Here is a 23,953-nt window from a genome sequence, read left to right as displayed (position 1 = left end):
GGACACCCGCCCCCGCCCGCTGGGCACCTCCGCAGTTACGCTGCCGCCCGTGGCTCCGCGCCCGACGCTCCGTGACGTCGCGACCGCCGCGGGGGTGCACCCGGCCACGGCCTCCCGCGCGCTGAACGAGGCCACCCGCAGCCTGGTCCGCCCCGCCACGGTCGCCCGCGTGCGCGAGGTGGCCGCGTCCCTGGGCTACCAGGTGAACCCGATCGCCCGGAGCCTGAAGACCAGCCGGTCGGAGACGGTGGGTGTGCTCGTCCCCGACCTGACCAACCCGCTGTTCCCGCCGATCGTGCGCGGCATCGAGGACACCCTGGCCGAGAGCGGCTACACCGTGCTGACGGCGAACACCGACAACGACCCGGCCCGCACCTCCTCCAACTTCGCGGCGATGCAGGCCCGGCAGGTCGACGGCTTCATCGTCGCGACCGCCCTGCTCGAGGACCCGTTCCTGCACGAGGCGGCGGCCCGCGGGGTGCCGATGGTCATGGTGAACCGGCAGACCGAGCACCTGGACGTGTCGATGGTGGCCGGCGACGACGCGACCGGCATCGAGCGGACCGTCGACCACCTCGTGGAGCTCGGGCACACCGAGATCGCGCACATCGCGGGCCCGCTGCGGGTGTCCACGGGCGCGGTGCGACTACGCGCCTTCCGGGCGGCGATGCAGCGCCACGGCCTGCGCGACGACCGCGTCGTCGAGGCGGAGGCGTACTCGGAGGCGGCCGGACGGACGGCGCTCCTGCAGCTGCTCGGCGACGACCGGCCGACGGCGATCTCGGCCGGCAACGACCTGCTCGCGCTCGGCTGCTACGACGGCCTGGCCGAGGCCGGCCTGACCTGCCCCGCCGACATGAGCGTCGTCGGGTTCAACGACATGCCGTTCATCGCCCGCCTGCAGCCCCCGCTCACGTCGGTGCGGGTGCCGCAGTACGAGCTGGGCGTGGAGGCGGCCCGGCTCCTGCTCGACCGGCTCGCCGGCCGGACGACGACCCCGCGGGTGGTCCTGCTGCCGGTGCGGCTCGTCGTCCGTGGGTCGACCGCTCCCCCGCCCGCCTGACCGCCCTCAACCCCCCGCGCCCATGACGGTGGCCGGGTCGATCCCGAGGTCGGTGAGCAGGACGCGCGCGGCGTTCCGCCCGGCCCGGCCGGAGACCGATCCGCCGGGGTGCGCGGTGGCGCCGGTCAGGTAGAGCCCCTCGACCGGCAGCCGGTGCTCCGGCCAGCCGACCAGGGTCTCCCCCGACGGCAGCCGGAACTCCCCGCCGTGGCAGGAGCCGCCGACGTTGTGCCGGTTGCGCGTCTCGAGGTCGACCGGGGCCTCACCGCGGACGGCGAGCACGTGCTCGGGTCGCAGCCCCGGCACCCGCTCCGCCGTCCGCTCGACGATCGCGGCGGCGAACCGGTCGCGCTCGGTGTCCCAGGAGCCGGTCGCCAGGTGGCGCGGAGCAAAGGTGAGCAGCTTCGAGAGCCCGTGGCCCGCCGGCGCCCGGGCGGGGTCGACGACCGTCGAGCACACGATCAGCACCCAGGGGTCGACCGCGTAGGTCTCGCCCCGCGCGAAGGCGTCGAGCTGCGCGTAGAGCCCGGCCGCGGAGCCCATCCCGCCGGCGACCGCGGGGATCGGGCCGGCGGGGGTGTCGTAGGTCAGGTTCCCGTCGGTGGCCAGGTGGACGGCGAACAGCGTGAGCCCCGGCTGCCAGCTGTCGGCCGCGGCACGCAGCCCCGCCGGGGCCTCGGCGCCGTCGAGCATCCCGGCCAGCTGGGTGATGTGCGCCGACGACAGCACCGCCCGGCGAGCCTCCCAGCGGTCCCCGTCCGCGGTGACGACCCCGACGGCGCGGCCGCCCCGCACCAGCACCCGCTCCACCGGACGACGCACGTGCACCCGGCCGCCGTTGGACTCGATGGAGCGCACCAGTGCCTCGGGCAGCGCGCCAGAACCGCCCATCGGCGTCGCCCAGCCGAACGCCGACCGGCCGGCGGTGATCGAGAACGGCAGGATGCCGGTGCCGGCGCGGCGGACGTCGGTGATCGTGGCGAAGGACAGCCAGGTCAGCAGATCGCGCGCCTGTTCGGAACGGAACCGCTCGGCGATCACCTCGTGTGCACTGCGCGACCGCAGCGCCTCGTACGCGGCGTCGTCGGTCGAGGCGGCGGGATCGAGCCGGCCCGCGTTCCACCGGGCATGCGCCGTGGCCAGGCCGCCGTCCCAGTCGGCGAGCAGCCGCAGGTACGCGTCGCCGTCCGCCGGATCGAACCGGGCGAGCTCGGCGGCGGTCGCCGCGCGGTCGCGGTGCAGCACGATCGCGTCGCCGCGGGCCAGGGGCAGGACCCCCGCCGGGTCGGTGTGCACGTACCGGAGTCCGTGCTTGGTCAGACCGAGCTCGTCGTCCCGGATCACCGGGTTGCTCTGGATGAGCACGTGGGCGCTGGAGCAGGAGTCGTGCCGGAAACCGGGCAGCGTGAGCTCCTCGGTGACGGTGTTGCCGCCGACGATCGGCTGCTCCTCGAGGACGACGACCTCGAGCCCCGCGGCGGCCAGGTACGCCGCGCCGATCAGGCTGTTGTGGCCGGCACCGATGACGACGACGTCCGCGCTGTTCCCGCTCATCCGGCTCGCACCAGACCTCTCGGGAAGCTGTGCAGCCGCTCGGCGCCGCCGTCGGTGACGTGCAGCAGTTCCCCCGTCTGCACGCCGAGCCGTCCGTCGGTCGTCGCGACGTTGGGCTGCACGACGACGGTCATGCCTGCCTCGAGCGTCATGTCCGGGGTCGGCCGGATCGCCCGGCTGCGCGAGCCGATCACCGGCGGCAGGTAGCCCCCGCCGAAGCCGTGCACGAGGTCGTCGACCGTGGTGAAACCGGCGTCCTCGATGCCGGCTGCGGCGTCGACGAGCTCGCGCGCGTGCACGCCCGGGCGCAGCCGCGCGGCGACGGCGTCGAGTGCCGCCTCGGCCACCTCGTGCAGCCGCAGCACCTGCCCGGTCGGCTCGGCGGCGACCACGACCGAACGCAGCAGCTGGCCCGAGTACTCCGGCGCCACGGCGGCGCTGAGCTCGAAGGTGAGCAGATCACCGGCCGCCACCTGCCGGGAGCGGGGCCACTGGGCCGGCACCGAGCGGTCCGGATCGGACATCGGGGTGACGCCCACATAGTGGATGTGGTGCATGCCGCCGTGAGCGACGTAGGCCGATTCGATGCGGGCGGCGAGCTCGTGCTCGGTGCAGCCCACGAGCGGCCCCTCGACCAGCGCCGTCGCGGCGGCATCGGTGAGCGCGGCGGCGTGCCGCAACGCCGCCACTTCTTCCTCGGACTTCCGGAGCCGGAGCCGGGTGTACGCCCGATTCAGGGGCACCAGCCGGCGCCCCTCGGCCAGCGCGGCGTACTGGTCCCACGGCAGCGAGCCGATGAACCCCAGGGGTTCGCCCGCGCGGAGCAGCTCGAGCAGCGTGGCGGCCGGATCGTCGCCGGCGAACCGTACGTCCGCGGCTGCCGCGCGGCGCCTGGCCTCGGGCACGTGGTTGTAGAAGCTGACGAGCAGGACGTCGGGCTCCCCGCGGGTGACGAGGACGTGCGCCTCCCGGGTGACCGGCCAGCCGGTGAGCCAGGAGACCGCGCTGCCCGAGCGGTTGGCGCCGTAGAGGACGACGCGCTCCAGCCCCTCCGACTCCAGCACGGCCTCCAGCGCCTGCCGCCGACGCGCCATCTCCGGCGCGCTGAACCCGGGAAAGGGCGGTGGCAGCGCGCCGGGGCTCACCGGGAGGTGCCGGTGTCCGCCGTGGCGCCCGCGACGCGCTCGTTCCGGCTCTGGGTGCCGTGGCCGCCGAGGTAGAGCTCCGCGACCTCCGGGTTGGCCATCAGCTCACCGGCCGGCGCCTTCAGCCGCACCCGACCGCCCTCGAGCACCACGCCGTGGGTGGCCATGCTCAGGCCCAGCCGCACGTTCTGCTCGACCAGGAGGACCGTGGTGCCCGACGCGTTGGCGTCGCGCACCAGCTCCGACACCCCGGTGAGACTCCTCGGGTCCAGCCCCAGGGACGGCTCGTCGAGGAGCAGCACGCTCGGGTCGACCATCAGGCAGCGGGCGATCTCGACCATGCGCCGCTGACCGCCGGACAGGTTGCCCGCCTTGTCGTGCGAGCGCTCGGCCACGATCGGGATGAGCGTGCTGATGCGGTCGTACCGCTCGGCCAGCAGCGCCTTGTTCCGGCGCAGCGTGTAGCCACCGAGCAGTACGTTCTCCCGGATCGTCATCTGCGGGAACAGCGCCTGCGACTGGGGCACCTGGGCGACGCCCTTGGCCAGCACGCCGGCGCAGCCGAGCTGGTCGATCCGGACGCCGTCGAGGTGGATGGTGCCCAGCCGCGGCTTCAGCAGGCCGCTGACGACCCGCAGCACGGTCGATTTGCCGGCCCCGTTCGGGCCGACGATGCAGGTGATCGCCCCGGTCGGCACCTCGAGGTCCAGTCCCTGCAGGACGTCCCCGCCGCCGTAGCCGGCGTAGACGCCGGAGATGGTCAGCACCGGTCAGCTGCCTTTCACGGAGAGGGACGCCTGGTCGAGGACGACGTCCGGCACGGGCTCGGCGGGCAGCCACTCCGGCCCGAGGTAGGCCTCGAGGACGGCGGGGTCGGCGCGGACGATCGACGGCGGCCCCTGGGCGATGATCTGCCCGCGGCTGAGCACCGCGACCGGATCGCACAGGTCGAGGACGAGCGGGATGTTGTGCTCGACGACGAGGAAGGCAATGCCCTGCCGGTTGAGATCGCGGATGATCTCGACCATCCGGTTGATCAAGGTCGGGTTGATGCCACCGGCCGGCTCGTCGAGCAGGATCATCTTCGGCTCGAGCATGAGCACCTGCGCCAGCTCGACCAGCTTCTGCTGGCCGTAGGAGAGGGCGCCGGCCTCCTGGTCGCCGAACCGGCCGAGGCCGACGAAGTCGAGCAGCTCGCGCGCCCGCTCCGCCTCGTGCCCGCTGACGGCGTCCTTGGCCATGAGTCCCCAGCTCGCCGTCGGCAGGGGCGAGACCACGTTCTCCAGGACCGTCATGCTCTTGAACAGGCGGGTGATCTGGAAGGTGCGGCCCAGGCCGAGGTGCGCCCGCTCCCAGGCCGGCAGCTGGTCGATCCGCGTGCCGTCGAACCAGATCTCGCCGCCGCCCACCGGCATGGCGCCGGTGACCAGGTTGAACAGCGTCGTCTTGCCCGAGCCGTTGGGGCCGATCAGCGCGGTGATCGTGCCGGCGTCGACGGTGAGGTCGACCCCGTCGACGGCGCGCAGGCCGCCGAAGCTCTTCCGGGCGCCCCGGATCTCCAGGAGCGGGGCTGTCCGCTTCTCGGCGGCCGGCGCCGACCGCGGCGTGACGACGATCGGCGTCCGCGCCGTCGCCACCCCCGCCTGGTCGGTGTACTCGACCTTCTGCTGGGCCGCCCGGCGCCGGGCCAGGTAGGAGCCGACCGTCGGCAGCACGCCGCGCGGCAGGAACAGGACGACGAGGACCAGCGCGAGACCGAGCACGAGCAGGCGGCTGTCGGTGCCGCCGCCGTAGACGTTGGCCACCTCGGTGCCGATCGACACCACGAAGCCGCCGAGCACCGGGCCCCAGAGCGTGCCGCGCCCGCCGAGCAGCGCCGAGAGCACGATCGTGACGCTGGTCAGCAGGCTGAAGGCGCCGATCGGGTTGAGGAAGGAGAGGAAGTAGGCGTAGACGACGCCGGCCACCCCGATCGGCACCGCGCTGGCCGCGTAGGCGAGCACCTTGTACCGGGTGGTGTTGACCCCGATCGCCGCTGCCTTGTCCTCGTCCTCGCGGATGGCCAGCAGACCGGTGCCGAACTTGGTGCGGCGCGCCCAGGCGGCGAAGCCCACCGTGGCCGCCAGCAGCACGAGGAACAAGTAGTAGAAGGGCATGTTCTGGTAGTCCGACGACCAGAACGGCAGCGGCACGTTCACGCCGTTGGAGCCGTTGGTGACCGAGGCCCAGTTGTTGACCAGCACCTGGCTCGCGAGCAGCAGGGCGATCGTGATGATCACGAAGGCGTGTCCGCGGGTGCGCAGGACGACCATCCCGACAAGCGTCGCCGCGACGAACGCGACCAGTCCGCCCAACGGCAGGAACCAGAGCGGGTTGACCTGGTACTTCTCCGCGAGCAGGCCACCGGTGTAGGCGCCCAGGCCCAGGAACACGCTGTGGCCGATGGACACGTACCCGGCGTAGCCGGAGACGATGTTCCAGCTCACCGCCATGAGCGCGAGCAGGAAGGCGAGCAGCAGCACGCCCTGCTCGTAGATCGCGTAGGGGAACACGACGGGGTAGATGATCAGCACGAGGAAGAACAGCGCGGGGCCCAGTCGGCCCCAGCGGCCTGTCGTCAGTGCGCGCAACCGATCCACCGCGCTCATGCCATCACGTCCTGACGCAGCCGGGAACCGAACAGGCCCTGCGGGCGGAACAGCAGGACGAGCATGATCACGGCGTAGAAGATGAGTGTCGACCACTGCAGCGACACGTAGGTGGCGGTCAGCGTCTCGGCGAGTCCCAGGACGAGCGCACCGACGAGTGCGCCGGCGAGGCTGCCCATGCCGCCCAGCACGATGATGCCGAGCAGCCGGGAGATCCAGTCGTAGTGGGACGCCGGGAAGAACGGGTACAGCACCGACAGCACCGAGCCGCCGACCCCGGTGGTGGCGGCGCCCATGGCGAAGGCCAGCGCCGCGACCCCCGCCGACTGGATGCCGACCAGTGCGGCACCGGAGGAGTTCTGGGCGGTGGCCCGGATCGCCCGGCCGGTCCAGGTCTTGGAGAGCACGACGTAGAGAAGGGCGAGGACCAGGACGGCAGCGATGCAGCCGTACACCTGTGCCTTCGGCAGCGAGATGCCGAGAACGCGGAAGGACTGCGAGAAGTACGAGGGTGTCGCCGACCGGAACTTGTTGCCGGCGGTGACGTTGAGGACGCCCTCGATGGTGATCGCGATGCCGAACGTCAGCAGCACGGACATCCCCGGCGAGCTACCGGCGATCCGCGACAGCACACCTTTGTAGAGCAGCCAGCCCAGACCGAACATCACCGGCGTCATCACGATCGACAGCAGGATCGGGTCGACCCCGGTCGTCGACCAGATCTTCCAGGTGATGAACGCGACCAGGATGAGCAGCGCTCCGTGCGCGACGTTGATGATGTTCATGACGCCGAAGATCAACGTCAGCCCGCTCGCCATCAGGGCGTAGACGCCACCGATCAGCAGCCCGAGCACGAGCGCCTGCACCAGCTGGGTCATGCAGTCCTCTTCCGGGTGTGCGTGCTGGTCAGAGGCCCGGCGCCCCGTCCGCCGACGGGACGCCGGGCCGGTCGACTCACTGCCAGGGCGTCTTGGCGACAGCCGAGCCGACCGTGGCCGCGTCCTTCGGGGCGACGATCTCCGGCGTGCCGTTCTGCCACTGGCCGAGCAGGAACTGCTTGGTCGGGGCGCCGGTCTCGTCCCACGCCAGCGGCCCGAGGATGCTGTCGACCTCGTTCTTGTGCAGCCACTCGGCCAGCTTGCTCTGGTCGAGCGAGCCGACCTTCTCCACGGCGGCCTGGACGACCTGCGCCGCGGCGTAGGCGTCAGCGGCGTCCTCGGCGGGGATGCCGCCGTTGTAGCGCTTGGCGTACTCGGCGACGAACTTGTCGTTGCCCGGCGTCTTCGCCTTCTCGTTCCAGCTGACCGTGTAGAACACGCCCTCGGTGTTCTTCACACCGATGCCGTCGCTGTACTGACCGGCGTTGCTCGGTGCCGAGGTCTGGAACATCATCTTCGGCGAGTAGTTGAGCTGCTGCAGCGAGCGGATGAGGCCCACGCCGTCCTCGAAGACGGCGCCCTGGGCGATCAGGTCCGGCTTGGCCGCGGCGATCGCGCTGGCGATCGTCTGGAAGTTGGTGGCGTCGGCCGGGTAGGTCGTGTTGTAGACGGTCTGGACGCCGAGCGCCTCCAGCTGCTTCTGCATCGACTCGATCACCGGCGTGGTGAAGGGGTCGTCCTGCGTCGGGTAGGCGGCGGTCTTGGGCCGCTGGTCGGCCGGCAGGCTCTTGATGTAGTCGACGAAGACGTCCGGCTGGTGCGACGCCGTCGCCTGCTGGGCGAAGAACAGCTTCTTGAAGCCCCGGTCGAACATCTTCGGTGCGCCACCGGCGGGCTCGACGTAGAGCATGCCGTTCTTCTCGGCGACCGCGGAGGCGGGGAAGTTCAGCAGCGTGGAGAACGTGCCGAGCAGCAGGTCGACCTTGTCCTGCGTGATCAGCTTCGTGTAGTCGGTGACGACCGTGTCCTGGTTGCTCGCGTCGTCGGTGATCTTGAGCTCGATCTTGCGCCCGAGCAGACCGCCTGCGGCGTTGACCTGGTCGCGCCAGATCTCGTAGCCCTTGCGGGCCTCGCCACCGGGCTGGGAGAAGTCACCGGTCAAAGGCAGCGAGATGCCGACGACGATCGGGTCCTTGCTGTCGCCCGAGGCGGCCTTCTCGCTGGGCTTGCTCCCGCACGCGCTCACTGCGAGAAGGACCGCCGCCCCGGCAGCGACCGCTCGGAGAGCTGTACCCGACCATCCCCGGCGTGCAAGATTTCCTGGCTTGTGCTGCTTCGCCATCGAAGCTCCCGTTCCCGGTCCGAGCTGTCGCAATCGTTTGCGACGCGAGGAGCCAATCCTGTGTGGTGGGGCTCACAGGTGTCAAGTAACTCTCCGATAACCGTGACGCCCGGGACTCGTGCACGGTGCCGGTGGCCGGAAATTGGCTGCTTTCGCGCAGGAGCACGGTCGGTCGGGGCCACAGAGGCCCGGGGAGCAGGTAGGTCGGCGGAGAGCGGAGCGGTTCCGGAACGGGACTGCCCGGCACCCGGTGCTGCGCCCGCCCTGCGCGGCGCCCCGGGGGTTGGCCCGGGCTCCACAGCAATCGGTTGCGGCCGCCCGGGCACCGACGACGACGCCCCCGGGCCGTCTCCGAAGAAGAGCCCGGGGGCGTCGTGGTCGGGCCTCGACGCTAGGCCCGCCGCACTCCTGGCAGCTCGGCCCCCGGCGCCTCCAGCGAGGGCGGCGGGGAAGCCACGGCAGGCTCCTCGTCGACGCCGACGGTCGGCTCCTCCTTCGGGCGCCCACGCCGGTGGTCCCAGAGGTCGCGGAGGATGACCTGGATCATGCTGGCCACCGGGATCGCGAGCAGCGCCCCGAGGATGCCGAGCAGCTCCACGCCGATCAGGATCGCGATGATCACGGTGAGCGGGTTGAGCTGGACGGTGCGGGCGAAGACCAGCGGCTGCAGCAGGTGGTTCTCCAGCTGCTGGTACAGGACGAAGAACACCAGCACGGCGATGCCGGCCGGGATCGAGTGGATGAAACCGGCAAGGACCGCCACCGCCCCTCCGATCGTGGCCCCGACCAGCGGCATCAGGTCGGCGATGCCCACGAACAGCGCGATGAGCGCGGCGAACGGCACGCCGGAGACGAGCAGGACGATGTAGGTGAGCAGCCCGCAGATGAAGCTGATCAGCAGGTTGCCGGAGATGTACCCCGTCACCGACTTCGCGCAGTCGCCGCCCACCCGCCGGATCCGCTCGGACGTGCTGGGCCGGAAGACGTTCAGGGACGTCTGGACGACCTTCGGGCCCTCGAGCACCATCAGGTACGCCAGGACGAACACGGTCAGCGTTCCCGCGATGCCGGTGGCGAAGCCGGAGGCGACGCTCGCGGCCGGGGCGGTGAGGCCGCTGGCGAACGTGCTGATCTTGGACTGGTTGTCCTGCACCCACTGCAACGCGTGGGTGCGCTGGAGCAGATCGCCGATCGGGCCGCGTCCGGACCGCGCGTCGGCGATCTGTTGCGGCAACTGTCCGGCGAGCTTCGTCCCCTCGTCGACCAGGGGCACAGCGAAGGCCGCGATGAGGGCAGCGAACAGGATGAAGACGAGGAGGAAGACGAGGAACGTGGCGAGCGCGCGACGCCGTCCGCCGAGCAATCGCTTCTGCACCCATCCGACCAGCGGGTAGAGGGCCACCGCGAAGAAGGCGCCGACGACGATCCAGGTCAGCACCTGCCGAATCTGCAGCACGATGTAGATCAACAGCAGGGTGGCGAGGACCAGACCGATGGTGGTCAGGATCGTGCGCACCGGAACCGGGCGGGAGCTCCGATCCGCGGGGAAGGAGAAAGTCACCGGCGCCTCATGCCCCCGATCGGCGGTGCGCAACCTACATTGAGTCCGGCCTCTCAGCCGGGCTCCGGCGCCGGGCGGACGGCGCGCCCCTGGGGCAGGCTCGCATCATGAGCACACCGGAATCCGCGAACCCCCAGCCGCGCGACATCGCCCTCGAGCAGGAGACTCCCGAGCAGGCGGCCGACCTCGAGGCGCAGAGCGAACCGGATCCCGACGCCGACGAGTCCTGACCGTACGCACGGGGTACTGGCGCGTCCATGACTGCCGACATCGGCCCGGACACCGGACCACAGCTGCGGCACGAACCCCGCATCGTCGCCGGCCGGTACGCGCTCTCGGAGGTGCTCGGCCGCGGTGGCATGGGCACCGTCTGGCGGGCCACCGACCGAGTGCTCGCACGCGAGGTGGCGTTGAAGGAGATCACCTTCTCCGTCGACCTCTCCGCCGAGGAGCGCGCGATCCTGCGCGAGCGCACCCTGCGCGAGGCACGGGCCGCGGCACGGCTGGACCATCCCCGCGTCGTCGGCGTCCACGACGTCGTCGAGGAGGACGGCCGCCCCTGGCTCGTCATGGAGCACGTCCAGGCGCGCAGCCTGCAGGACGTCCTCGAGGAGCAGGGCCCGCTGCCGGTGGCGGCGGTCGCGAGGATCGGGCTCGACGTCCTGTCGGCGCTCGAGGCGGCCCACGACGCCGGCATCGTGCACCGCGACGTGAAGCCGGCCAACGTGCTGGTGGAGAGCGACGGGCACGCGTACCTGACGGACTTCGGCATCGCGACCACGACCGGCGATTCGAGCCTGACCACCGGGGGTGCGCTGATCGGTTCGCCGTCCTACATGGCGCCCGAGCGTGCCTACGGGGACGAGCCCCGGCCCCCGGTGGACCTCTGGTCGCTCGGCGCGACGCTGTACGCCGCGGTGGAGGGACGTCCGCCGTTCGCGCGCGGCGAGGCGATGGCCACGATGATGTCGGTCGTCTCCGAGCACCCGGCGCCGATGCTGCGTGCCGGACCGCTCGAGCCCGTCCTGCGGGGGCTGCTGACGAAGGACCCCGCGGCGCGCTCGGACGCGGCGCGGGCCCGCGCGCAGCTGTCCGCAGTGCTCGCGGGACCGCGTGCGGACGAACCCACTCCCCCGGCGGCCCCCGCATCCCTGCCCGCACCGTCGGTGGAGCGACTCGACGCCGACGACCTGCGGGCCCTCGCCTCCGCCTCGAAATCGCTGCTGACCTCGGTGGCCCGGGACGCCCGCGACCAGGCTCGGCACCTCAGGGATCGACGACGGGACCGGAAGACCGGCCCGGTCGAGGGCCCGCGGCGGCGCCGGTTCAAGCGCCGCTGGGTCGTCGTCCCGTTGGTGGTCACCGTCGTGGTCGTGCTGCTGGTCCTGGTCGGGCTCGGCCTGCTGGTGGCGGCCCTGCTGGGGCTGCTCTGAACGATCAGGCGACCGGGACCTCTTCCGCACCCATCACCAGGAGCTCGGCCCGCGTACTGACGGCGACGTCCCGCACCGTCACCGGAGCGGTCACCGATGCGACCCGGGTACGGCCATGGACGCCGGTCTCCTCGACGGCGCCCCGCACCATCGCCGTGAGCGCCTCCTCCATCTCCGCGCGGCCTTCGTCGGGCTGGCCGGGGTCCCCGAACCACACGGTCACGGCGAGCAGGTCGGCGTCACGGCGTTCCGCTTCGCGCAGCGCCCAGAGCAGCGCCCGGTAGCCACAGGCCGTCGGGTGGACGTCGACGAGCACCAGCGGACGGCGGACCTCCTCCGTCATGAGGGCAGGATGCGCCCTCCCCTGCGGTGCCGCCAGAGTCCTCGCCGCGTGAGAACCACAGATCGATCAGGCGGCGAGCAGGGGCTCCGGCATGAGGATCTCGGTGCCGTCGGGGCGGTAGGTGCGCCATCGGCCGCCGGGTTGTCGCTCGATGCGGAACCCGTGATGGACCTTGGTGTGGTGCCGCTCGCACAGCAGCGCCCCGTTCTCCACCGAGGTCTCTCCGCCGTCGAGCCAGTGCAGGACATGATGGGCGTCGCACCAGTGGGTGGGGGCATGGCAGCCGGCGAACACGCAACCCCGGTCGCGGGCGTCCAGGGCCCGGCGGAGGTGCGGCGGGAAGAACCGGTTCTCCCGGCCCACGTCACGGGGTTGGCCGTCGGGGCCGAACACGATCCGGGCGATGCCGCCGTCGCAGGCCAGCATCCGGGCCCGGGCGGCGGAGATGATCGCCCCGAAGCCGGTGCGCGCGGCGCCGTGCCCGGGATGCGGATCGGCCAGGTCGTCGAGGTCGATGGTGACCACCACCCGCGGCTTCACGGTGCGCAGGAACGGCAGGGTCCCGGCGGCCAGCGCGTTGTCGGCCAGCTGCACCAGGGCGTCGGCCTGCTGCTGGCTGCGCCTGGCCATCCCCGGCCGGCCGGTTGGCCTGCACGATCGACTCGAGCGCGGCCTGCACCTTCTCCCCGCCGACCGCGTCGAGGTCGAACCGGCCGGACACGCTGCCGTCGGCGTGCCGGACGAGGGTGAACCGGCGGCCCTCGGTGGGGTCGGGTTCGGCGCCGTCGGGGTCGAGGTTGGCCAGGTAGTGGTGCACCACCTGCGCCAGCTCGTTGTGCGGGCGGGTGGCGGCGGCGTCGGCCAGCACCGCATCCACCGCGGCCAGCTCCACCCCGGCAGCCGCGGCCGCGGCCCGGTGCTCGTCGCGGGCGACCGGCGCGATCACCGCGACCGCCTCGGCGGTCACCCGGCCGGCGGCGAACGCCGCCGCCACGGCGGGCAGGTGTTCCAGCGCCCGCCCGGAGACCACCAGCCGGTGCGCCGCTGTCGAGGACAACAGGCCGTGCCCGCGCAGCCAGGCCTGCATCGTCTTCGCCCCGTCGTGCTGGGACGCCTGCGTCAGCTCGCCCTCCCGCACGGTGGAGGTGACCTGGGCGGCGAGCCGGTTCGTCGCGGCCAGCAGCCGGCGGGACCGCTCCAGCAGCTGCGGGCCGAACATGCCCTTCAGGTTCTCGGCGGTCACCCGGTCCAGGGCGCGCTCCAGGTCGGCGAGCGCATCACCCGAACCGTCCGAACACATGTACGAAGGATACTGGAACAAGGAACGCTCCGCAGCGCGAATCCCCAGGTCAGAAGCCTGTCCACAGACCTTGGATTGTCCTTGACAGGCCGACGCGATGACGACGACGCGCACGGGACCGGCACGACCACCAGGATGGCGGCATGCGCAGCCGCGACCTCCTTCTCTACGCCTACGGCCAGATCCAGGAAACCCTCGGCCGGGCGGTCGCCGGCCTGACCCCGGACGAACTCACCTCCCGGATCGGCCCCGACGCGAACACCATCGCCTGGCTGGCCTGGCACCTGGCCCGCGTGCAGGACGACCACGTCGCCGACGTCGCGGGCTCCGAGCAGGTGTGGACGGCCGGCGGCTGGGTCACCCTCTTCGACCTGCCCTTCCCGTCCGGGGCCACCGGCTACGGATTCGACTCCGAGCAGGTCGCGCAGGTCCGCGTGCCGTCGGCCGACCTGCTGCTCGAGTACGCGGAGGCGGTGCACGAGCGGACGGCGGAGTTCCTGCGCGGCCTGTCCGACGACGACCTCGACGCCGTCGTCGACACCCGCTGGGAACCGCCGGTCACGCTCGGCCTCCGCTTGGTCAGCGTCCTCTCCGACGACCTGCAGCACGTCGGGCAGGCCGCGCTGCTGCGGGGGCTGCTCCCGAACCGGTGATCACGGCGCGCGGAAGTCGGACCCGGCCTCTAGCGTCGCGCAGGTGAGCGAGCCGAGCACCGACTTCTACGCCGTCGAGGATCTCCTCGAGCCCGAGGAGATCGAGATCCGCGACCGGGTACGGGCCTTCTGCGAGGCAGAGGTCACCCCGCACATCAACGAGTACTGGGAGCGGGCCGAGTTCCCGTTCGACCTGGTGCCCAAGATCGCGGAGCTCGGCATCTCCGGCGGCACCGTCGAGGGCTACGGCTCGCCGGGCATGAGCGCGGTGGCGGCCGGGCTGGTAGCGGCGGAGTGGGCGCGCGCCGACGGCAGCATCGGCACCTTCTACGGCGTGCACAGTTTCCTGGCCATGCAGTCGATCGCCCTGCTCGGCAACGAGGAGCAGCGCGAACGCTGGCTTCCCGCGATGGCCCGCATGGAGAAGATCGGCGCCTTCGGGTTGACCGAGCCCCGGCACGGCTCGGACGCCGTCGGCCTGGAGACCTCTGCCCGCCGCGACGGCGACTCCTTCGTGCTGAACGGCCAGAAGAAGTGGATCGGCAACGGCTCGATCGCCGACTACGTGATCATCTGGGCCCGGAACGAGGACGGCGCCGTCGGCGGCTACGTCGTCGAGAAGGGGACCCCGGGCTACGAGGCCACGGTCATGACCGGCAAGACGGCGCTGCGGGCGGTGTGGCAGGCCGAGATCACGCTGACCGACGTCCGGGTGCCGGCGGAGAACAAGCTCGCCGAGTGCCACTCGTTCAAGGATGTCTCCCAGGTGCTCGACCGCACCCGGTACACCGTGGCGTGGCGCGCGCTGGGTCTGGCGACGGCGTCCTACGAACTGGCGCTGGCGCATGCCAGGAAGCGGGAGCAGTTCGGCCAGCCGATCGCCGGCTACCAGCTGGTGCAGGACAAGCTGGCCCGGATGCTCGCCGAGATCACGTCGATGCAGCTCATGTGCTGGCGGCTGTCCAAGCTGGCGGACGCCGGCCGGATGACGGCGGCCATGGCGTCGCTGGCGAAGATGAACCACGCGGCGAAGGCCCGGGCGATCGTCGCCGACGCCCGCGACATCCTGGGCGGCGACGGCATCCTGCTGGAGAACCACGTGGCCCGCCACCACGCGGACATGGAGGCGGTCTTCACCTTCGAGGGCACCGACTCGGTGCAGGCGCTGATCGTCGGCCGGGAGATCACCGGCCTGTCCGCGATCAGCGGGCGGAGGTCAGCGGCTTCGTCACCGCGGTGATGCGCTGACAGTCCGCGCAGGCGGTGCGGCCTGCACCGACCCGCGTCCACTTCTGCGATCCCCACACCTGCACGATGGCCCCGCAGACGGCGAGCTCGATCTCCCCGTCGAGCTCCATCGGGAGCCGGTGGGCCTCGACGGCGTGCCACGGACGAGCGGGCTGAGACTCCTGTCCCCAGGACCACCGATCGGGTCGGGCGAACCCCACGGCGTAGCTGTCCATGTGGGAATCTGTGCCCCGCGCCACATCGCGCCAATCGTCACGATCGGGTGAATCCGGCCGATTTCGGTCCGCGCAATCGCGGGCCGCGGGCGCGCTGCGGTCGGGTTACCGTCGGGGGCGGACGAGCGAGAAGGAGCGCGGGGATGGAACCGATCAGCCTGCTGGTGGGCGGCGTGCTGCTCGCGCTCGGCTTCGTCGCCGGCCGCCTGGGACGGCGCCAACTCCCGCCGCCCCCGCCGATGACGCCGCTCTGCGGGTGCGGCCACGCGCTGAGCCAGCACGACCGCGAGACCTCCACCTGCTACGCGGAGTTGCGCCGCGACACGTTCGACCGGCGCGGCCGCTGGTCGGGGCACAGCTGGGTGCCGTGCACCTGCCGGCAGTACGTCGGCCCGCGTCCGATCGACGAGGTCTTCGCCCCCCGCCTGCTGCCGCCGACGATCGACTGAGTGCACCGGCCAGGATCGGGGCATGTCCGCCCCGTGACCGCACGTCCCGGACCTCCGTCGTCCCGCCGCCGTGTCCTCCTCGCCGCGACCGAGCCGGCGCGCACGCTGGCCACCGCCGGGTCGATGGCGGCACTGCCGCCGTTGCTGCACTGGGCGCCGCGCGGTGAGCCGCACCCGGTCCTCGTCCTCCCGGGCCTGCTGGCCTCGGACGTCTCCACCCGCGTGCTGCGTGCTTGGATCGGGCGACTCGGCCATCCCGTCGTCGGCTGGGCGCTGGGCCGCAACCGGGGGCCGACGAAGGAGGTCGTCGACGAGCTGCCCCGCCTGCTCGACCGGCTGGCGGGCGAGCACCGGACGACGGTGAGCGTCGTCGGCTGGAGCCTCGGCGGCATCTACGCCCGCCGGCTCGCTCAGCGGGTGCCGGGCCAGGTGCGCCAGGTCATCACCCTGGGGTCCCCCTTCGCCATGACCGGCCGGCAGGCCGACGACAGCGCCGGTGCCCGCGTGTACCGCCGACTGGCACCGGAGTCGGCGGCCGAACGGCGGCACACCGCGTCCCGGGGAGCCCTGGCCCGGCCGTTGCCGGTGCCGAGCACGGCGATCTACTCGCGATGGGACGGCGTCGTCGACTGGCGCGCCTGCCGGCAGCGGCCCGGTCCGCGGAGCGAGAACGTCGCCGTGCACTCGAGCCATCTCGGGATGGGGCACGACCCCGCCACTCTCTGGGTGGTGGCCGACCGGCTGGCCCAGCCTCGCAACGACTGGAAGCCGTTCGAGCGGCCGACCCGGTTCGGGCTGGGCGCGCTGTTCCCGCCCGAGGACTGAGCGGCCTCAGGCCTCGGCGAGGTCCCCGAGGGCGCGGACCAGTGCGGCGACCCGGTCGCCGCCGAGCGCGGTCGCCAGCGCGGACTCGTGCGCGGCCACCAGCGCCTCCAGCCTCGCGAGCCGCGCCCGGCCCGGCTCGGACAGGTGGACGACGACCTTCCGGCCGTCGTCCGGGTCGGGCAACCGGTAGACCAGGGCGGCGTCGACGGCCCCGTCGACCAGTCGGGTCAGCGTCGGCGCGGGCAGGTGCAGCGCGGTGACGAGCTCGCCCATCGACCGGCCGGCGTCACCGGCCAGCGACCGCAGCAGCCGGTAGCCGTCGAGGGTGGCGCCGTCCTCGGCCAGCAGCGCGGCCACACCCCGGGCGACCCGGCGCTGGGTGACGGTCAGCAGCTCGACGAGATCGTCGGACACCCGGGCGGGCGACGTCTCGGCCGGCGCGCCCCCTGCTGGACCCATGGCGGCACCATACTCAGCAGGTGCCCAACCGGTCCGGACTCCTCGATCCGTGGGAGGCGCTGCTCAGCGGCCCGACAACGGACGTCGTCCGCATGGGACTGGCCGTGCCGCTGACCGGCCCCCTGGCCATGACCGCGCCCTCGGCCCTCGACCTCGCCGGCCTGGCCGCCGACGAGGTCAACGCCGCGGGCGGCGTCGCGGGCCGGCCGATCGAGCTGGTGGGGGTGGACTCCGGCCGGACGGCCGACGTCGTCGCGGCCGAGACGGCGGCGCTGCACCGCGCCGGCGCCTTCGAGGTGCTGGTCGGGTTCCACACCAGCGACGTCCACCGGGCCGTGGAGCGCGCCCTGCCACCGGGTGCGCGCTACGTCTTCACGCCGCCGCACGAGGGTGGCGCCCGGCGTCCCGGTGTGGTGCGGCTCGGCCAGTCACCGCTGCACCAGCATGCCGCGGCGCTGACGTGGCTCGTGCGGCAGCGGCGCGCGCGGCGCTGGGTGCTGCTCGGCACCGACTACGTCTGGCCGCGGGCGGTGCACCGCGCCGCCCGGCGCGCCCTGGTCGAGGCGGGGGGTGAGGTGGTCGGCGAGGCCCTCGTCCCGTTCGGTCCGACGGACCCCGGTCCGCTGCTGGACCTGGTGCGTCGCAGCCGCGCCGACGCCGTGCTGCTCAGCCTGGTGGGCCGGGACCTGGTCGCGTTCAACCGTGAGTTCGCCCGGGCCGGGCTGGATCGGCGCGTGGTCCGCCTGTCCGGCGCCCTGGAGGAGAACGGGCTGTACGCGATCGGCGGCGACACCACCGGCGAGCTGTACGCCTGCATGCCGTCCTTCGTCGCGGCCGGGAACGGCACCGACGAGCACCAGCTCGCCCTCGAGGAGCGCCATGCGCGACGGTCGGGACCGGACGCGCCGGCGGTCTGCGCCTACGCGCGCGGGGTCTACGACGGCGTCCGGATGGCCGCCGCCCTGGCCGGGGGACGGTCGCCCCGGGCGCAGGGCACGGCGCCGCGGCTGGCCCGCGCCGACGGCCTCGCCTTCCGCGAACTGACCGAATCGTCCTGCGCCTGAATCGTTACTTCCACCTGGAAGTAGTTGGTCTACTCTCCATGCGCCCGGCTCCGCGCCGGAGGCTGAGACGTAGGAGTAGGCATGAGCGAGTCCCGGACCACTGACGATCCCGCCGGCCGGCTGCCCCGCGCCGCCGGCGGACCCATCCCGGCGACAGGGAACCCCGGGGTGGAGGCCTTCGGCTACCACCAGGAGCTCAAGCGGTCACTGAGCTTCACCGACCTGCTGGTCTACGGCCTGATCTTCATGGTCCCGATCGCCCCGTTCGGCATCTTCGGCAGCGTCTTCCAGGCATCGGGCGGCATGATCGCGCTCGCCTACGTGATCGGCATGCTGGCGATGGGCTTCACCGCCGCCTCGTACTCGCAGATGTCCCGGGCGTTCCCGATGGCCGGCTCGGTCTACACCTACGCGGGCCGCGGCATCGCCCAGCCTGTCGGCTTCATCGCCGGCTGGATGATCCTGCTGGACTACGTCCTGGTGCCAGGGCTCCTCTACCTGATCGCGTCGGTGGCGATGAACTCGATCGTGACGGCGGTGCCGATCTGGGTGTGGCTGGTCGGCTTCGTCGTCCTCAACACCGTGGTCAACTACCTGGGCATCGAGTTCACGGCGCGGGTCAACAAGATCATGCTCGTCGCCGAGCTCATCGTGCTGGCGATCTTCCTGGTCATCGGCATCGCCGCCCTGGCCGGCGGCAAGGGCCAGGGCTTCGACTTCTCCCCGATCTACAACAGCGACACGTTCTCGCTGAAGCTCGTGTTCGGCGCGGTCTCCATCGCGGTGCTGAGCTTCCTGGGCTTCGACGGCATCTCGACCCTGGCCGAGGAGAACCGCGAGTCGGCCCGGTCCATCGGCAAGTCGATGATCGCCGCGCTGGCCCTGGCCGGCGTCCTGTCATCGTCCAGACCTGGATCGCCGCCCTCCTCGTGCCCAACCCGGACAAGCTGATCTCGGACGGCGACGCCGGCGGCACCGCGTTCTACGACGCCGCCCAGGTGGCCGGCGGCCACTGGCTCTACGTGCTCACCGCCGTCGCCACCGCGATCGCCTGGGGCTTCGCCAACTCGCTGGTCGCGCAGGCGGCCACGTCGCGGCTGCTGTTCGCGATGGCGCGCGACCACCAGCTGCCGGGCTTCCTCGCCAAGGTCCACCCGGTGCGGCGCGTGCCGGTCAACGCCACGCTGGCCGTCGCGGTCATCTCCCTCGCCCTGGGCCTGTACATGAGCAGCCGGGACGACGGCATCACGCTGCTGTCGACGCTGGTCAACTTCGGCGCGCTGACGGCGTTCCTGTTGCTGCACGTCTCCGTGGTCTGGCACTTCATCGGCCGGCGGAAGAGCCGCGACTGGTGGCGGCACCTGGCCGTGCCGGTGATCGGCTTCGGCATCCTGCTCTACGTGGTCATCAACGCGCAGGTGGCCGCCCAGCGGCTCGGCTTCGTCTGGCTCGGCGTCGGCGTGGCGATCCTGATCTTCCTGATGGTCACGGGCCGCGAGCCGGAACTCCGCGCGGAGGAGGGCCTGTGACGACGACGCTCGAGGTCGTCCCGCTCGAGCCGACGCCCGACCAGCTCCGGTACACCTTCGGCGGCGGCGAGCCGCTGCTGACCGTGCGGCCCGGCACGATCGTCGAGCTGACCACGGAGGACTGCTTCGGCGGCCGGGTCCGGACGGTCGACGACCTGCCGAGCCGGGTGTGCGAGTTCCCGTACCTCAATCCGGTCACGGGTCCCATCGCCGTCGAGGGCGCCGAGCCCGGCGACACCCTCGCGGTGCACCTGGTCGAGATCGCGCCCGCCCGCGACTGGGCGGTGTCGGCCACGTTCCCGCACTTCGGGGCGCTCACCGCCACCCACACCACCGCCATGCTGCACGACCCGCTCGACGAGCTCGTCTGGGTCTACGAGGTCGACCGCGACCGGGGCACCTGCCTGTTCCGGCCTCGCCGCGGCGGCCCCGAGGTGGAACTCCCGCTCGACCCGATGCACGGCACGATCGGCGTGGCCCCGGCCGGTGGGGAGGTGTTCGCGAGCATCACCCCCGGCGCCCACGGCGGGAACATGGACACCCCGGAGATGCGCGCGGGGACGACTGCGTACTTCGGCGTCAACGTGCCGGGCGGGCTGCTGTCGCTCGGCGACGGGCACTGCCGGCAGGGCGAGGGCGAGGTGTGCGGCACCGCGGTCGAGGCGGCGATGCGCACGGTGGTCGTCGTCGACCTGATCAAGGGCGGCGGTCCGGGCTGGCCGCGGATCGAGAGCGACGACTACCTGATGTCGACCGGCTCGACCCGGCCGCTCGAGGACGCCTACCGGGTCAGCCAGCACGACCTGGTGACGTGGGCCGCCGAGCTCACCGGCTGGGACACCCTCGACGCCTACCAGCTGGTCAGCCAGGCCGGTCTCGCTCCGGCCGGCAACGTCGTCGACACCAATTACACGATGGTCGCCAAGCTGGCGAAGCGGTATCTCGGCAGGGACGCCGTCGTCGCGGACGGGGTGCACGAGCGGCTCCGGGAGACCGCGGCCGACTACCTGGCACAGCGCTGAGGTCGGGACGCCGAGGGGTCGCCGGAACCCCGCCTCTCGGGAGGCCACGGAGGGCCGCTCGGGCGTAGCGTCCGCCGGGTGGAGGCACAGCGGTCGCTGGGCGCGTCCGGCCGGTCCCGGCCTCAGGACGACGTGGCCGCCTTGATCCCGATGGTGCGGCGCATCGTCGCCGCGCGTGTGCGGGACGATGCGACCGCCGACGATCTCGTGCAGGAGACGCTGACGCGGGTGCTCGCGGCCGCCGAGCGTGTCGACCGCGACCTGTTGGAGCCCTACGCGATCGCCACCGCCCGCAACGTCGTGGTGAACCAGTGGCGTGAGCAGGACCGCCACCGGCGCAACCAGCACCGCATCGTCGACCTGCGCCCCTCGGACCCCGTGGACGAAGCACTCCTGGCGGACGAGGAGCGATCGGCGGTGGCCGAGGCACTCTCCCGCCTGAGCGAGCGCGAGCGCGAGGTACTGCTGGCACACGAGGTGTCCGGGCAGGACACCCGTTCCCTCGCGGACGAGCTCGGGTCGACGGCTGGGGCGGTCGCAGCCCAGCTGAACCGGACCCGGGCCCGACTGCGGGTGGAATACCTGCTGGCACTCGACCGGGTCGAGCCGCCGACCGACCGGTGCCGTCCCGTCCTGCTCTCGCTGTCCGGAGGGGACCGCCGACGACAGCGCGAAGCCGAGGCGGGCCGCCACCTGCTCGAGTGCGACCTGTGCGCGCGACTGAGCCGGCCGCTGATGGAGCGCAGCGCCCCGCGCGACGACGAGCTCCGCATCTCGATCCGGGCAGACGCGGACATCGTGACGGCGCGTCAAGCGGCGCGAGAGCTGGCCTCGCGTCTGGGCTTCTCGCGGACCGACCTGACGCTGATCGCGACCGCCGTCTCCGAGGTCGCCCGCAACATCGTTCGCTTCGCCGGCTCAGGTGAACTGGTGATCGAACTGGTGGAGGAGTCCCGCAAGGGTCTGCGCGTCATCGCCACGGACCACGGGCCCGGGATCGATGACGTCGACAGGGCCCTGACCGACGGCTACAGCACGTACAACGGGCTCGGGCTGGGACTTCCCGGTGCTCGGAGGTTGATGGACGAGTTCGAACTGGTGTCGAGGGTCGGCGCCGGGACGACGGTGACGATGACGAAATGGTGGGGTGCGGGATGACTGTTCAGGATGACCAGAACGTGGCCGAGGAGGTCTCGGCCGACTTCCCCGCGATCGACCGGACCGACGAGGACCAGCTGCTGCCCCAGCTCGTCGCCCATCTGCGCGAGCACCGGACGAAGCTGCGCCAGGAGTGGGCGGGGCGCATCCAGGATGCGGGTCTGCTGCACGCGATGACGCCCCAGGAGATGGCCGCTGAGACGACCTCGGTCTACGACAACTACGTCGAGGTGCTCGAGACCGGCAGCGTCGAGGCCCTCCAGCGATACGCCCGCGACCTCTCCGAGCGGATCATCCCGAGGGGGGTGGAGACACACGAAGTGGTCGGCATCGTGCTGCTCCTGCGCGACGTGCTGGCCCGCTCGCTGTTCGAGAAGTACCAGCGGGACTTCGGCCTGCTGAACCGGGTGCTGGACGCCTACGAGCCCGCGGCCAACCGCATCGCGAACACCGTCGCGGTCAGCTTCGTCGACGAGCGGGAGCGGGTGATCCGTCAGCAACAGGACTCGATCCGGGAACTGTCGACGCCGGTCCTGCCCGTCCGGGAGCGACTTCTGATCCTGCCGATGATCGGCGTGCTGGACAGCGAACGGGCGCGCCAGCTGACCGAGCAGCTGCTCACGGGCATCCGCACCCACCGCGCCAAGGTGGTGGTCATCGACATCACCGGTGTCCCGGACGTCGACGAGACCGTTGCCAACCACCTCGTGCAGACGGTGGACGCCTCTCGGCTCATGGGCGCCAGCGTGATCATCACCGGGCTGTCGCCGCTGATCGCCCAGACGCTGGTCACCATCGGGGTCGACCTCAGCAAGATGGACACGATCGGCGACCTGCAGGGCGGTCTCGAAGAGGCCGAGCGGCTGCTCGGCTACACCGTCGGGCGCGACGTAGGGGCGGGCAGCCCATGACACCGGGACCCAAGCTCGTCTCCATCCTGCGACAGGGTCCCTACCTGATCGCATCCATCCACACCGCCCTCGACGACACCCAGATGGACCGTTTCCGCGAGGACCTCATCGAGCAGATCGGACAGCACCGGTCCCGGGGCGTGATCATCGACGTGGCGGCGCTGGACGTCCTCGACTCCTTCGGCGCGCGCACGCTGCGCACCATCGGGCAGGTGGCCCGGCTTCGCGGCGCGGTGACCGTCGTCGTGGGCATCCAGCCGGACGTCGCGTTCGCGATGGTCGCCCTGGGCATGTCGACCGGGACCCTCGAGACCGCGCTGGACCTCGAGGAGGGGCTGGAGCATCTGGACAGCCGGGTCTCCAACCGCAACGGTGCCGGGGCGGTCCGTCGGATGCCCGCGCGATGAGCCGGCTCGACGACCTCACCCGTGACTACCGCGTCGCGTTCCTCCAGTACCTGCCCCGCAGGGAGGAGGCCGCCCTGAGCCGGGGCTACGAGATCGGCCGACGGGCGGTCACGGACGGGGTGAGCATCCTGGAACTGGCCCGAATCCACCACGAAGTCCTGCTCGAGGCGCTGCGTGAAACGCCCGCGGAGGCCCTGACCGAGTTCGCCACCGCGGCGTCGGAGTTCTTCCTCGAGGTCCTCGCCACGGCGGACATGGCCCAGCGGGGCCTGCTGGAGGGGCGGTAGGAGGTAGGGGCGCGCCCAGGCCCCGGCCGGGAAGCGGGGGCACTGCCTCCCGGCCGGGGGGTCGGCGCGACGCGGCCGGTCAGACCGCGAAGGGGGGCGTCAGCGGAGGGTCAGCCGCCGACCTGATCGATGGTGACCGTCTGGGTGCCGGCGCGATTGGTGCAGGTGACGTCCTGCCCCTGCGCGACCCCGCTCAGGATGTTCAGCACGTTCGCGCCCACCTGGGTGCCGCAGACCTGCGCCATGACGTTGGCGGCCACACCCACGCCCACGTTCTGGAGAATTCGGTTGTTGTTGACGTCCAGGAGGTCGACGACGGTGACGTTGACCAGCCCGCCCGTGACGACGGGCGCGGCCTGGGCGGGCGCGGCCACGAACAGACCGCCGGCCGCGATCGCGCTGGCGGCACCTACGGAGGCGATGCTTCGACGAAGGTTCATGAGGGGTCTCCTTGGTCCG

The 23,953-nt window shown here is 72.1% G+C and carries 27 protein-coding genes; 15 read left to right on the top strand and 12 right to left on the bottom strand.

Translation table 11 applies throughout. The features are described 5' to 3' along the window. The first annotated feature begins 49 nt into the window (after nucleotides 1-49). Nucleotides 50-1,063, top strand: coding sequence for a LacI family DNA-binding transcriptional regulator (locus AC2H4J_RS10465; RefSeq protein WP_487464798.1), 1,014 nt, complete (start codon nucleotides 50-52; stop codon nucleotides 1,061-1,063). Between the two features lie 6 nt (nucleotides 1,064-1,069). Here the strand turns inward: AC2H4J_RS10465 and AC2H4J_RS10460 are convergent, their stop codons facing one another. The 7 genes from AC2H4J_RS10460 to AC2H4J_RS10430 all read right to left on the bottom strand — a co-directional run bounded on the left by AC2H4J_RS10460 (nucleotide 1,070) and on the right by AC2H4J_RS10430 (nucleotide 10,191). Further along, the gene (locus AC2H4J_RS10460) at nucleotides 1,070-2,617 is read right to left on the bottom strand and encodes a phytoene desaturase family protein (protein ID WP_487464797.1); all 1,548 of its coding nucleotides are present in this window, start codon (nucleotides 2,615-2,617) and stop codon (nucleotides 1,070-1,072) included. Beyond that, the gene (locus tag AC2H4J_RS10455) at nucleotides 2,614-3,711 is read right to left on the bottom strand and encodes a M24 family metallopeptidase (protein WP_487464796.1); all 1,098 of its coding nucleotides are present in this window, start codon (nucleotides 3,709-3,711) and stop codon (nucleotides 2,614-2,616) included. Before AC2H4J_RS10455 ends, AC2H4J_RS10460 begins: the two co-directional genes overlap by 4 nt. Before the next feature lie 47 nt (nucleotides 3,712-3,758). Next, nucleotides 3,759-4,529 carry an ABC transporter ATP-binding protein gene (locus AC2H4J_RS10450; protein ID WP_487464795.1) on the bottom strand — a complete coding sequence of 257 codons (771 nt, stop codon included), beginning with the start codon at nucleotides 4,527-4,529 and terminating at the stop codon, nucleotides 3,759-3,761. 3 nt (nucleotides 4,530-4,532) lie between these two features. After that, a complete protein-coding gene (locus AC2H4J_RS10445) occupies nucleotides 4,533-6,410 on the bottom strand; it encodes a branched-chain amino acid ABC transporter ATP-binding protein/permease (RefSeq protein WP_487464794.1) in 1,878 nt (625 codons plus the stop codon). Further along, the gene (locus AC2H4J_RS10440) at nucleotides 6,407-7,288 is read right to left on the bottom strand and encodes a branched-chain amino acid ABC transporter permease (RefSeq protein ID WP_487464793.1); all 882 of its coding nucleotides are present in this window, start codon (nucleotides 7,286-7,288) and stop codon (nucleotides 6,407-6,409) included. The genes AC2H4J_RS10445 and AC2H4J_RS10440 overlap by 4 nt, the downstream gene beginning before the upstream one ends. 76 nt (nucleotides 7,289-7,364) lie before the next feature. Continuing rightward, a complete protein-coding gene (locus AC2H4J_RS10435; protein WP_487464792.1) occupies nucleotides 7,365-8,534 on the bottom strand; it encodes an amino acid ABC transporter substrate-binding protein in 1,170 nt (389 codons plus the stop codon). 487 nt (nucleotides 8,535-9,021) lie between these two features. Beyond that, the gene (locus AC2H4J_RS10430) at nucleotides 9,022-10,191 is read right to left on the bottom strand and encodes an AI-2E family transporter (protein ID WP_487464791.1); all 1,170 of its coding nucleotides are present in this window, start codon (nucleotides 10,189-10,191) and stop codon (nucleotides 9,022-9,024) included. Between the two features lie 107 nt (nucleotides 10,192-10,298). Between AC2H4J_RS10430 and AC2H4J_RS10425 the strand changes: the two genes are divergently transcribed. Further along, a complete protein-coding gene (locus AC2H4J_RS10425; RefSeq protein WP_487464790.1) occupies nucleotides 10,299-10,421 on the top strand; it encodes a hypothetical protein in 123 nt (40 codons plus the stop codon). Nucleotides 10,422-10,448: 27 nt separating this feature from the next. After that, the gene (locus AC2H4J_RS10420) at nucleotides 10,449-11,624 is read left to right on the top strand and encodes a serine/threonine-protein kinase (RefSeq protein WP_487464789.1); all 1,176 of its coding nucleotides are present in this window, start codon (nucleotides 10,449-10,451) and stop codon (nucleotides 11,622-11,624) included. Nucleotides 11,625-11,628: 4 nt separating this feature from the next. Here the strand turns inward: AC2H4J_RS10420 and AC2H4J_RS10415 are convergent, their stop codons facing one another. Together AC2H4J_RS10415 and AC2H4J_RS10410 are read right to left on the bottom strand one after the other, a co-directional pair. Next, complete coding sequence (locus AC2H4J_RS10415) at nucleotides 11,629-11,967, bottom strand: universal stress protein (protein ID WP_487464788.1); 339 nt, start codon at nucleotides 11,965-11,967, stop codon at nucleotides 11,629-11,631. A gap of 66 nt (nucleotides 11,968-12,033) precedes the next feature. Further along, nucleotides 12,034-12,597 carry an HNH endonuclease signature motif containing protein gene (locus tag AC2H4J_RS10410; RefSeq protein WP_487464787.1) on the bottom strand — a complete coding sequence of 188 codons (564 nt, stop codon included), beginning with the start codon at nucleotides 12,595-12,597 and terminating at the stop codon, nucleotides 12,034-12,036. Nucleotides 12,598-13,410: 813 nt separating this feature from the next. On the opposite strand from AC2H4J_RS10410, the gene AC2H4J_RS10405 reads away from it, so the two are divergent. Continuing rightward, nucleotides 13,411-13,920 (top strand): mycothiol transferase, encoded by a 510-nt coding sequence (locus AC2H4J_RS10405; protein ID WP_487464786.1) that lies wholly within the window; start codon nucleotides 13,411-13,413, stop codon nucleotides 13,918-13,920. 43 nt (nucleotides 13,921-13,963) lie between these two features. Then, complete coding sequence (locus tag AC2H4J_RS10400) at nucleotides 13,964-15,160, top strand: acyl-CoA dehydrogenase family protein (protein ID WP_487464785.1); 1,197 nt, start codon at nucleotides 13,964-13,966, stop codon at nucleotides 15,158-15,160. Here the strand turns inward: AC2H4J_RS10400 and AC2H4J_RS10395 are convergent. After that, nucleotides 15,123-15,383: a hypothetical protein gene (locus tag AC2H4J_RS10395; RefSeq protein ID WP_487464784.1), complete on the bottom strand. Its 261-nt coding sequence runs from the start codon at nucleotides 15,381-15,383 to the stop codon at nucleotides 15,123-15,125. The genes AC2H4J_RS10400 and AC2H4J_RS10395 overlap by 38 nt on opposite strands. A 143-nt stretch (nucleotides 15,384-15,526) precedes the next feature. On the opposite strand from AC2H4J_RS10395, the gene AC2H4J_RS10390 reads away from it, so the two are divergent. Both AC2H4J_RS10390 and AC2H4J_RS10385 read left to right on the top strand, forming a co-directional pair. Continuing rightward, nucleotides 15,527-15,832 carry a hypothetical protein gene (locus AC2H4J_RS10390; protein ID WP_487464783.1) on the top strand — a complete coding sequence of 102 codons (306 nt, stop codon included), beginning with the start codon at nucleotides 15,527-15,529 and terminating at the stop codon, nucleotides 15,830-15,832. A gap of 33 nt (nucleotides 15,833-15,865) precedes the next feature. After that, nucleotides 15,866-16,657: an esterase/lipase family protein gene (locus AC2H4J_RS10385; RefSeq protein WP_487464782.1), complete on the top strand. Its 792-nt coding sequence runs from the start codon at nucleotides 15,866-15,868 to the stop codon at nucleotides 16,655-16,657. Between the two features lie 6 nt (nucleotides 16,658-16,663). On the opposite strand, the gene AC2H4J_RS10380 is transcribed toward AC2H4J_RS10385, so the two are convergent. Continuing rightward, the gene (locus AC2H4J_RS10380) at nucleotides 16,664-17,116 is read right to left on the bottom strand and encodes a MarR family winged helix-turn-helix transcriptional regulator (RefSeq protein ID WP_487464781.1); all 453 of its coding nucleotides are present in this window, start codon (nucleotides 17,114-17,116) and stop codon (nucleotides 16,664-16,666) included. A 20-nt stretch (nucleotides 17,117-17,136) separates the two neighbouring features. Between AC2H4J_RS10380 and AC2H4J_RS10375 the strand changes: the two genes are divergently transcribed. The 8 genes from AC2H4J_RS10375 (at nucleotide 17,137) to AC2H4J_RS10340 (ending at nucleotide 23,494) form a co-directional block, all read left to right on the top strand. Then, nucleotides 17,137-18,180, top strand: a complete 1,044-nt coding sequence (locus tag AC2H4J_RS10375; RefSeq protein WP_487464780.1) for an ABC transporter substrate-binding protein — start codon at nucleotides 17,137-17,139, stop codon at nucleotides 18,178-18,180. An 81-nt stretch (nucleotides 18,181-18,261) separates the two neighbouring features. Next, nucleotides 18,262-19,131 (top strand): APC family permease, encoded by an 870-nt coding sequence (locus AC2H4J_RS10370; protein ID WP_487464779.1) that lies wholly within the window; start codon nucleotides 18,262-18,264, stop codon nucleotides 19,129-19,131. Beyond that, a complete protein-coding gene (locus AC2H4J_RS10365; RefSeq protein WP_487464778.1) occupies nucleotides 19,110-19,709 on the top strand; it encodes an APC family permease in 600 nt (199 codons plus the stop codon). Before AC2H4J_RS10370 ends, AC2H4J_RS10365 begins: the two co-directional genes overlap by 22 nt. After that, nucleotides 19,706-20,731 carry an acetamidase/formamidase family protein gene (locus tag AC2H4J_RS10360; RefSeq protein ID WP_487464777.1) on the top strand — a complete coding sequence of 342 codons (1,026 nt, stop codon included), beginning with the start codon at nucleotides 19,706-19,708 and terminating at the stop codon, nucleotides 20,729-20,731. The genes AC2H4J_RS10365 and AC2H4J_RS10360 overlap by 4 nt, the downstream gene beginning before the upstream one ends. Nucleotides 20,732-20,809: 78 nt before the next feature. Continuing rightward, nucleotides 20,810-21,889, top strand: coding sequence for a sigma-70 family RNA polymerase sigma factor (locus AC2H4J_RS10355; protein ID WP_487464776.1), 1,080 nt, complete (start codon nucleotides 20,810-20,812; stop codon nucleotides 21,887-21,889). Next, the gene (locus AC2H4J_RS10350) at nucleotides 21,886-22,800 is read left to right on the top strand and encodes an STAS domain-containing protein (RefSeq protein WP_487464775.1); all 915 of its coding nucleotides are present in this window, start codon (nucleotides 21,886-21,888) and stop codon (nucleotides 22,798-22,800) included. The genes AC2H4J_RS10355 and AC2H4J_RS10350 overlap by 4 nt, the downstream gene beginning before the upstream one ends. Then, nucleotides 22,797-23,207 (top strand): STAS domain-containing protein, encoded by a 411-nt coding sequence (locus AC2H4J_RS10345; RefSeq protein WP_487464774.1) that lies wholly within the window; start codon nucleotides 22,797-22,799, stop codon nucleotides 23,205-23,207. Before AC2H4J_RS10350 ends, AC2H4J_RS10345 begins: the two co-directional genes overlap by 4 nt. Further along, on the top strand, nucleotides 23,204-23,494 hold the full coding sequence (locus AC2H4J_RS10340; protein WP_487464773.1) for a phosphatase RsbU N-terminal domain-containing protein: 291 nt from the start codon (nucleotides 23,204-23,206) through the stop codon (nucleotides 23,492-23,494). The genes AC2H4J_RS10345 and AC2H4J_RS10340 overlap by 4 nt, the downstream gene beginning before the upstream one ends. A 110-nt stretch (nucleotides 23,495-23,604) precedes the next feature. Here the strand turns inward: AC2H4J_RS10340 and AC2H4J_RS10335 are convergent, their stop codons facing one another. Further along, complete coding sequence (locus tag AC2H4J_RS10335) at nucleotides 23,605-23,934, bottom strand: hypothetical protein (protein WP_487464772.1); 330 nt, start codon at nucleotides 23,932-23,934, stop codon at nucleotides 23,605-23,607. Nucleotides 23,935-23,953: the final 19 nt, after the last annotated feature.

This window comes from Blastococcus sp. OS1-29, from assembly GCF_057628075.1.
The sequence above is the reverse complement of the archived record's forward strand: the minus strand, read 5'-3'. Positions and strand labels throughout refer to the sequence as shown.

Bases quoted from the DNA above. Each gene is read 5' to 3' on its own strand.
- AC2H4J_RS10390 (WP_487464783.1), top strand. From the start codon at position 15,527: ATGGAACCGATCAGCCTGCTGGTGGGCGGCGTGCTGCTCGCGCTCGGC.
- AC2H4J_RS10380 (WP_487464781.1), bottom strand. From the start codon at position 17,116: ATGGGTCCAGCAGGGGGCGCGCCGGCCGAGACGTCGCCCGCCCGGGTG.
- AC2H4J_RS10395 (WP_487464784.1), bottom strand. From the start codon at position 15,383: ATGGACAGCTACGCCGTGGGGTTCGCCCGACCCGATCGGTGGTCCTGG.
- AC2H4J_RS10415 (WP_487464788.1), bottom strand. From the start codon at position 11,967: ATGACGGAGGAGGTCCGCCGTCCGCTGGTGCTCGTCGACGTCCACCCG.
- AC2H4J_RS10340 (WP_487464773.1), top strand. From the start codon at position 23,204: ATGAGCCGGCTCGACGACCTCACCCGTGACTACCGCGTCGCGTTCCTC.
- AC2H4J_RS10335 (WP_487464772.1), bottom strand. From the start codon at position 23,934: ATGAACCTTCGTCGAAGCATCGCCTCCGTAGGTGCCGCCAGCGCGATC.
- AC2H4J_RS10410 (WP_487464787.1), bottom strand. From the start codon at position 12,597: ATGGCCAGGCGCAGCCAGCAGCAGGCCGACGCCCTGGTGCAGCTGGCC.
- AC2H4J_RS10460 (WP_487464797.1), bottom strand. From the start codon at position 2,617: ATGAGCGGGAACAGCGCGGACGTCGTCGTCATCGGTGCCGGCCACAAC.
- AC2H4J_RS10350 (WP_487464775.1), top strand. From the start codon at position 21,886: ATGACTGTTCAGGATGACCAGAACGTGGCCGAGGAGGTCTCGGCCGAC.
- AC2H4J_RS10445 (WP_487464794.1), bottom strand. From the start codon at position 6,410: ATGAGCGCGGTGGATCGGTTGCGCGCACTGACGACAGGCCGCTGGGGC.
- AC2H4J_RS10370 (WP_487464779.1), top strand. From the start codon at position 18,262: ATGAGCGAGTCCCGGACCACTGACGATCCCGCCGGCCGGCTGCCCCGC.
- AC2H4J_RS10440 (WP_487464793.1), bottom strand. From the start codon at position 7,288: ATGACCCAGCTGGTGCAGGCGCTCGTGCTCGGGCTGCTGATCGGTGGC.
- AC2H4J_RS10345 (WP_487464774.1), top strand. From the start codon at position 22,797: ATGACACCGGGACCCAAGCTCGTCTCCATCCTGCGACAGGGTCCCTAC.
- AC2H4J_RS10405 (WP_487464786.1), top strand. From the start codon at position 13,411: ATGCGCAGCCGCGACCTCCTTCTCTACGCCTACGGCCAGATCCAGGAA.
- AC2H4J_RS10425 (WP_487464790.1), top strand. From the start codon at position 10,299: ATGAGCACACCGGAATCCGCGAACCCCCAGCCGCGCGACATCGCCCTC.
- AC2H4J_RS10455 (WP_487464796.1), bottom strand. From the start codon at position 3,711: ATGGCGCGTCGGCGGCAGGCGCTGGAGGCCGTGCTGGAGTCGGAGGGG.
- AC2H4J_RS10420 (WP_487464789.1), top strand. From the start codon at position 10,449: ATGACTGCCGACATCGGCCCGGACACCGGACCACAGCTGCGGCACGAA.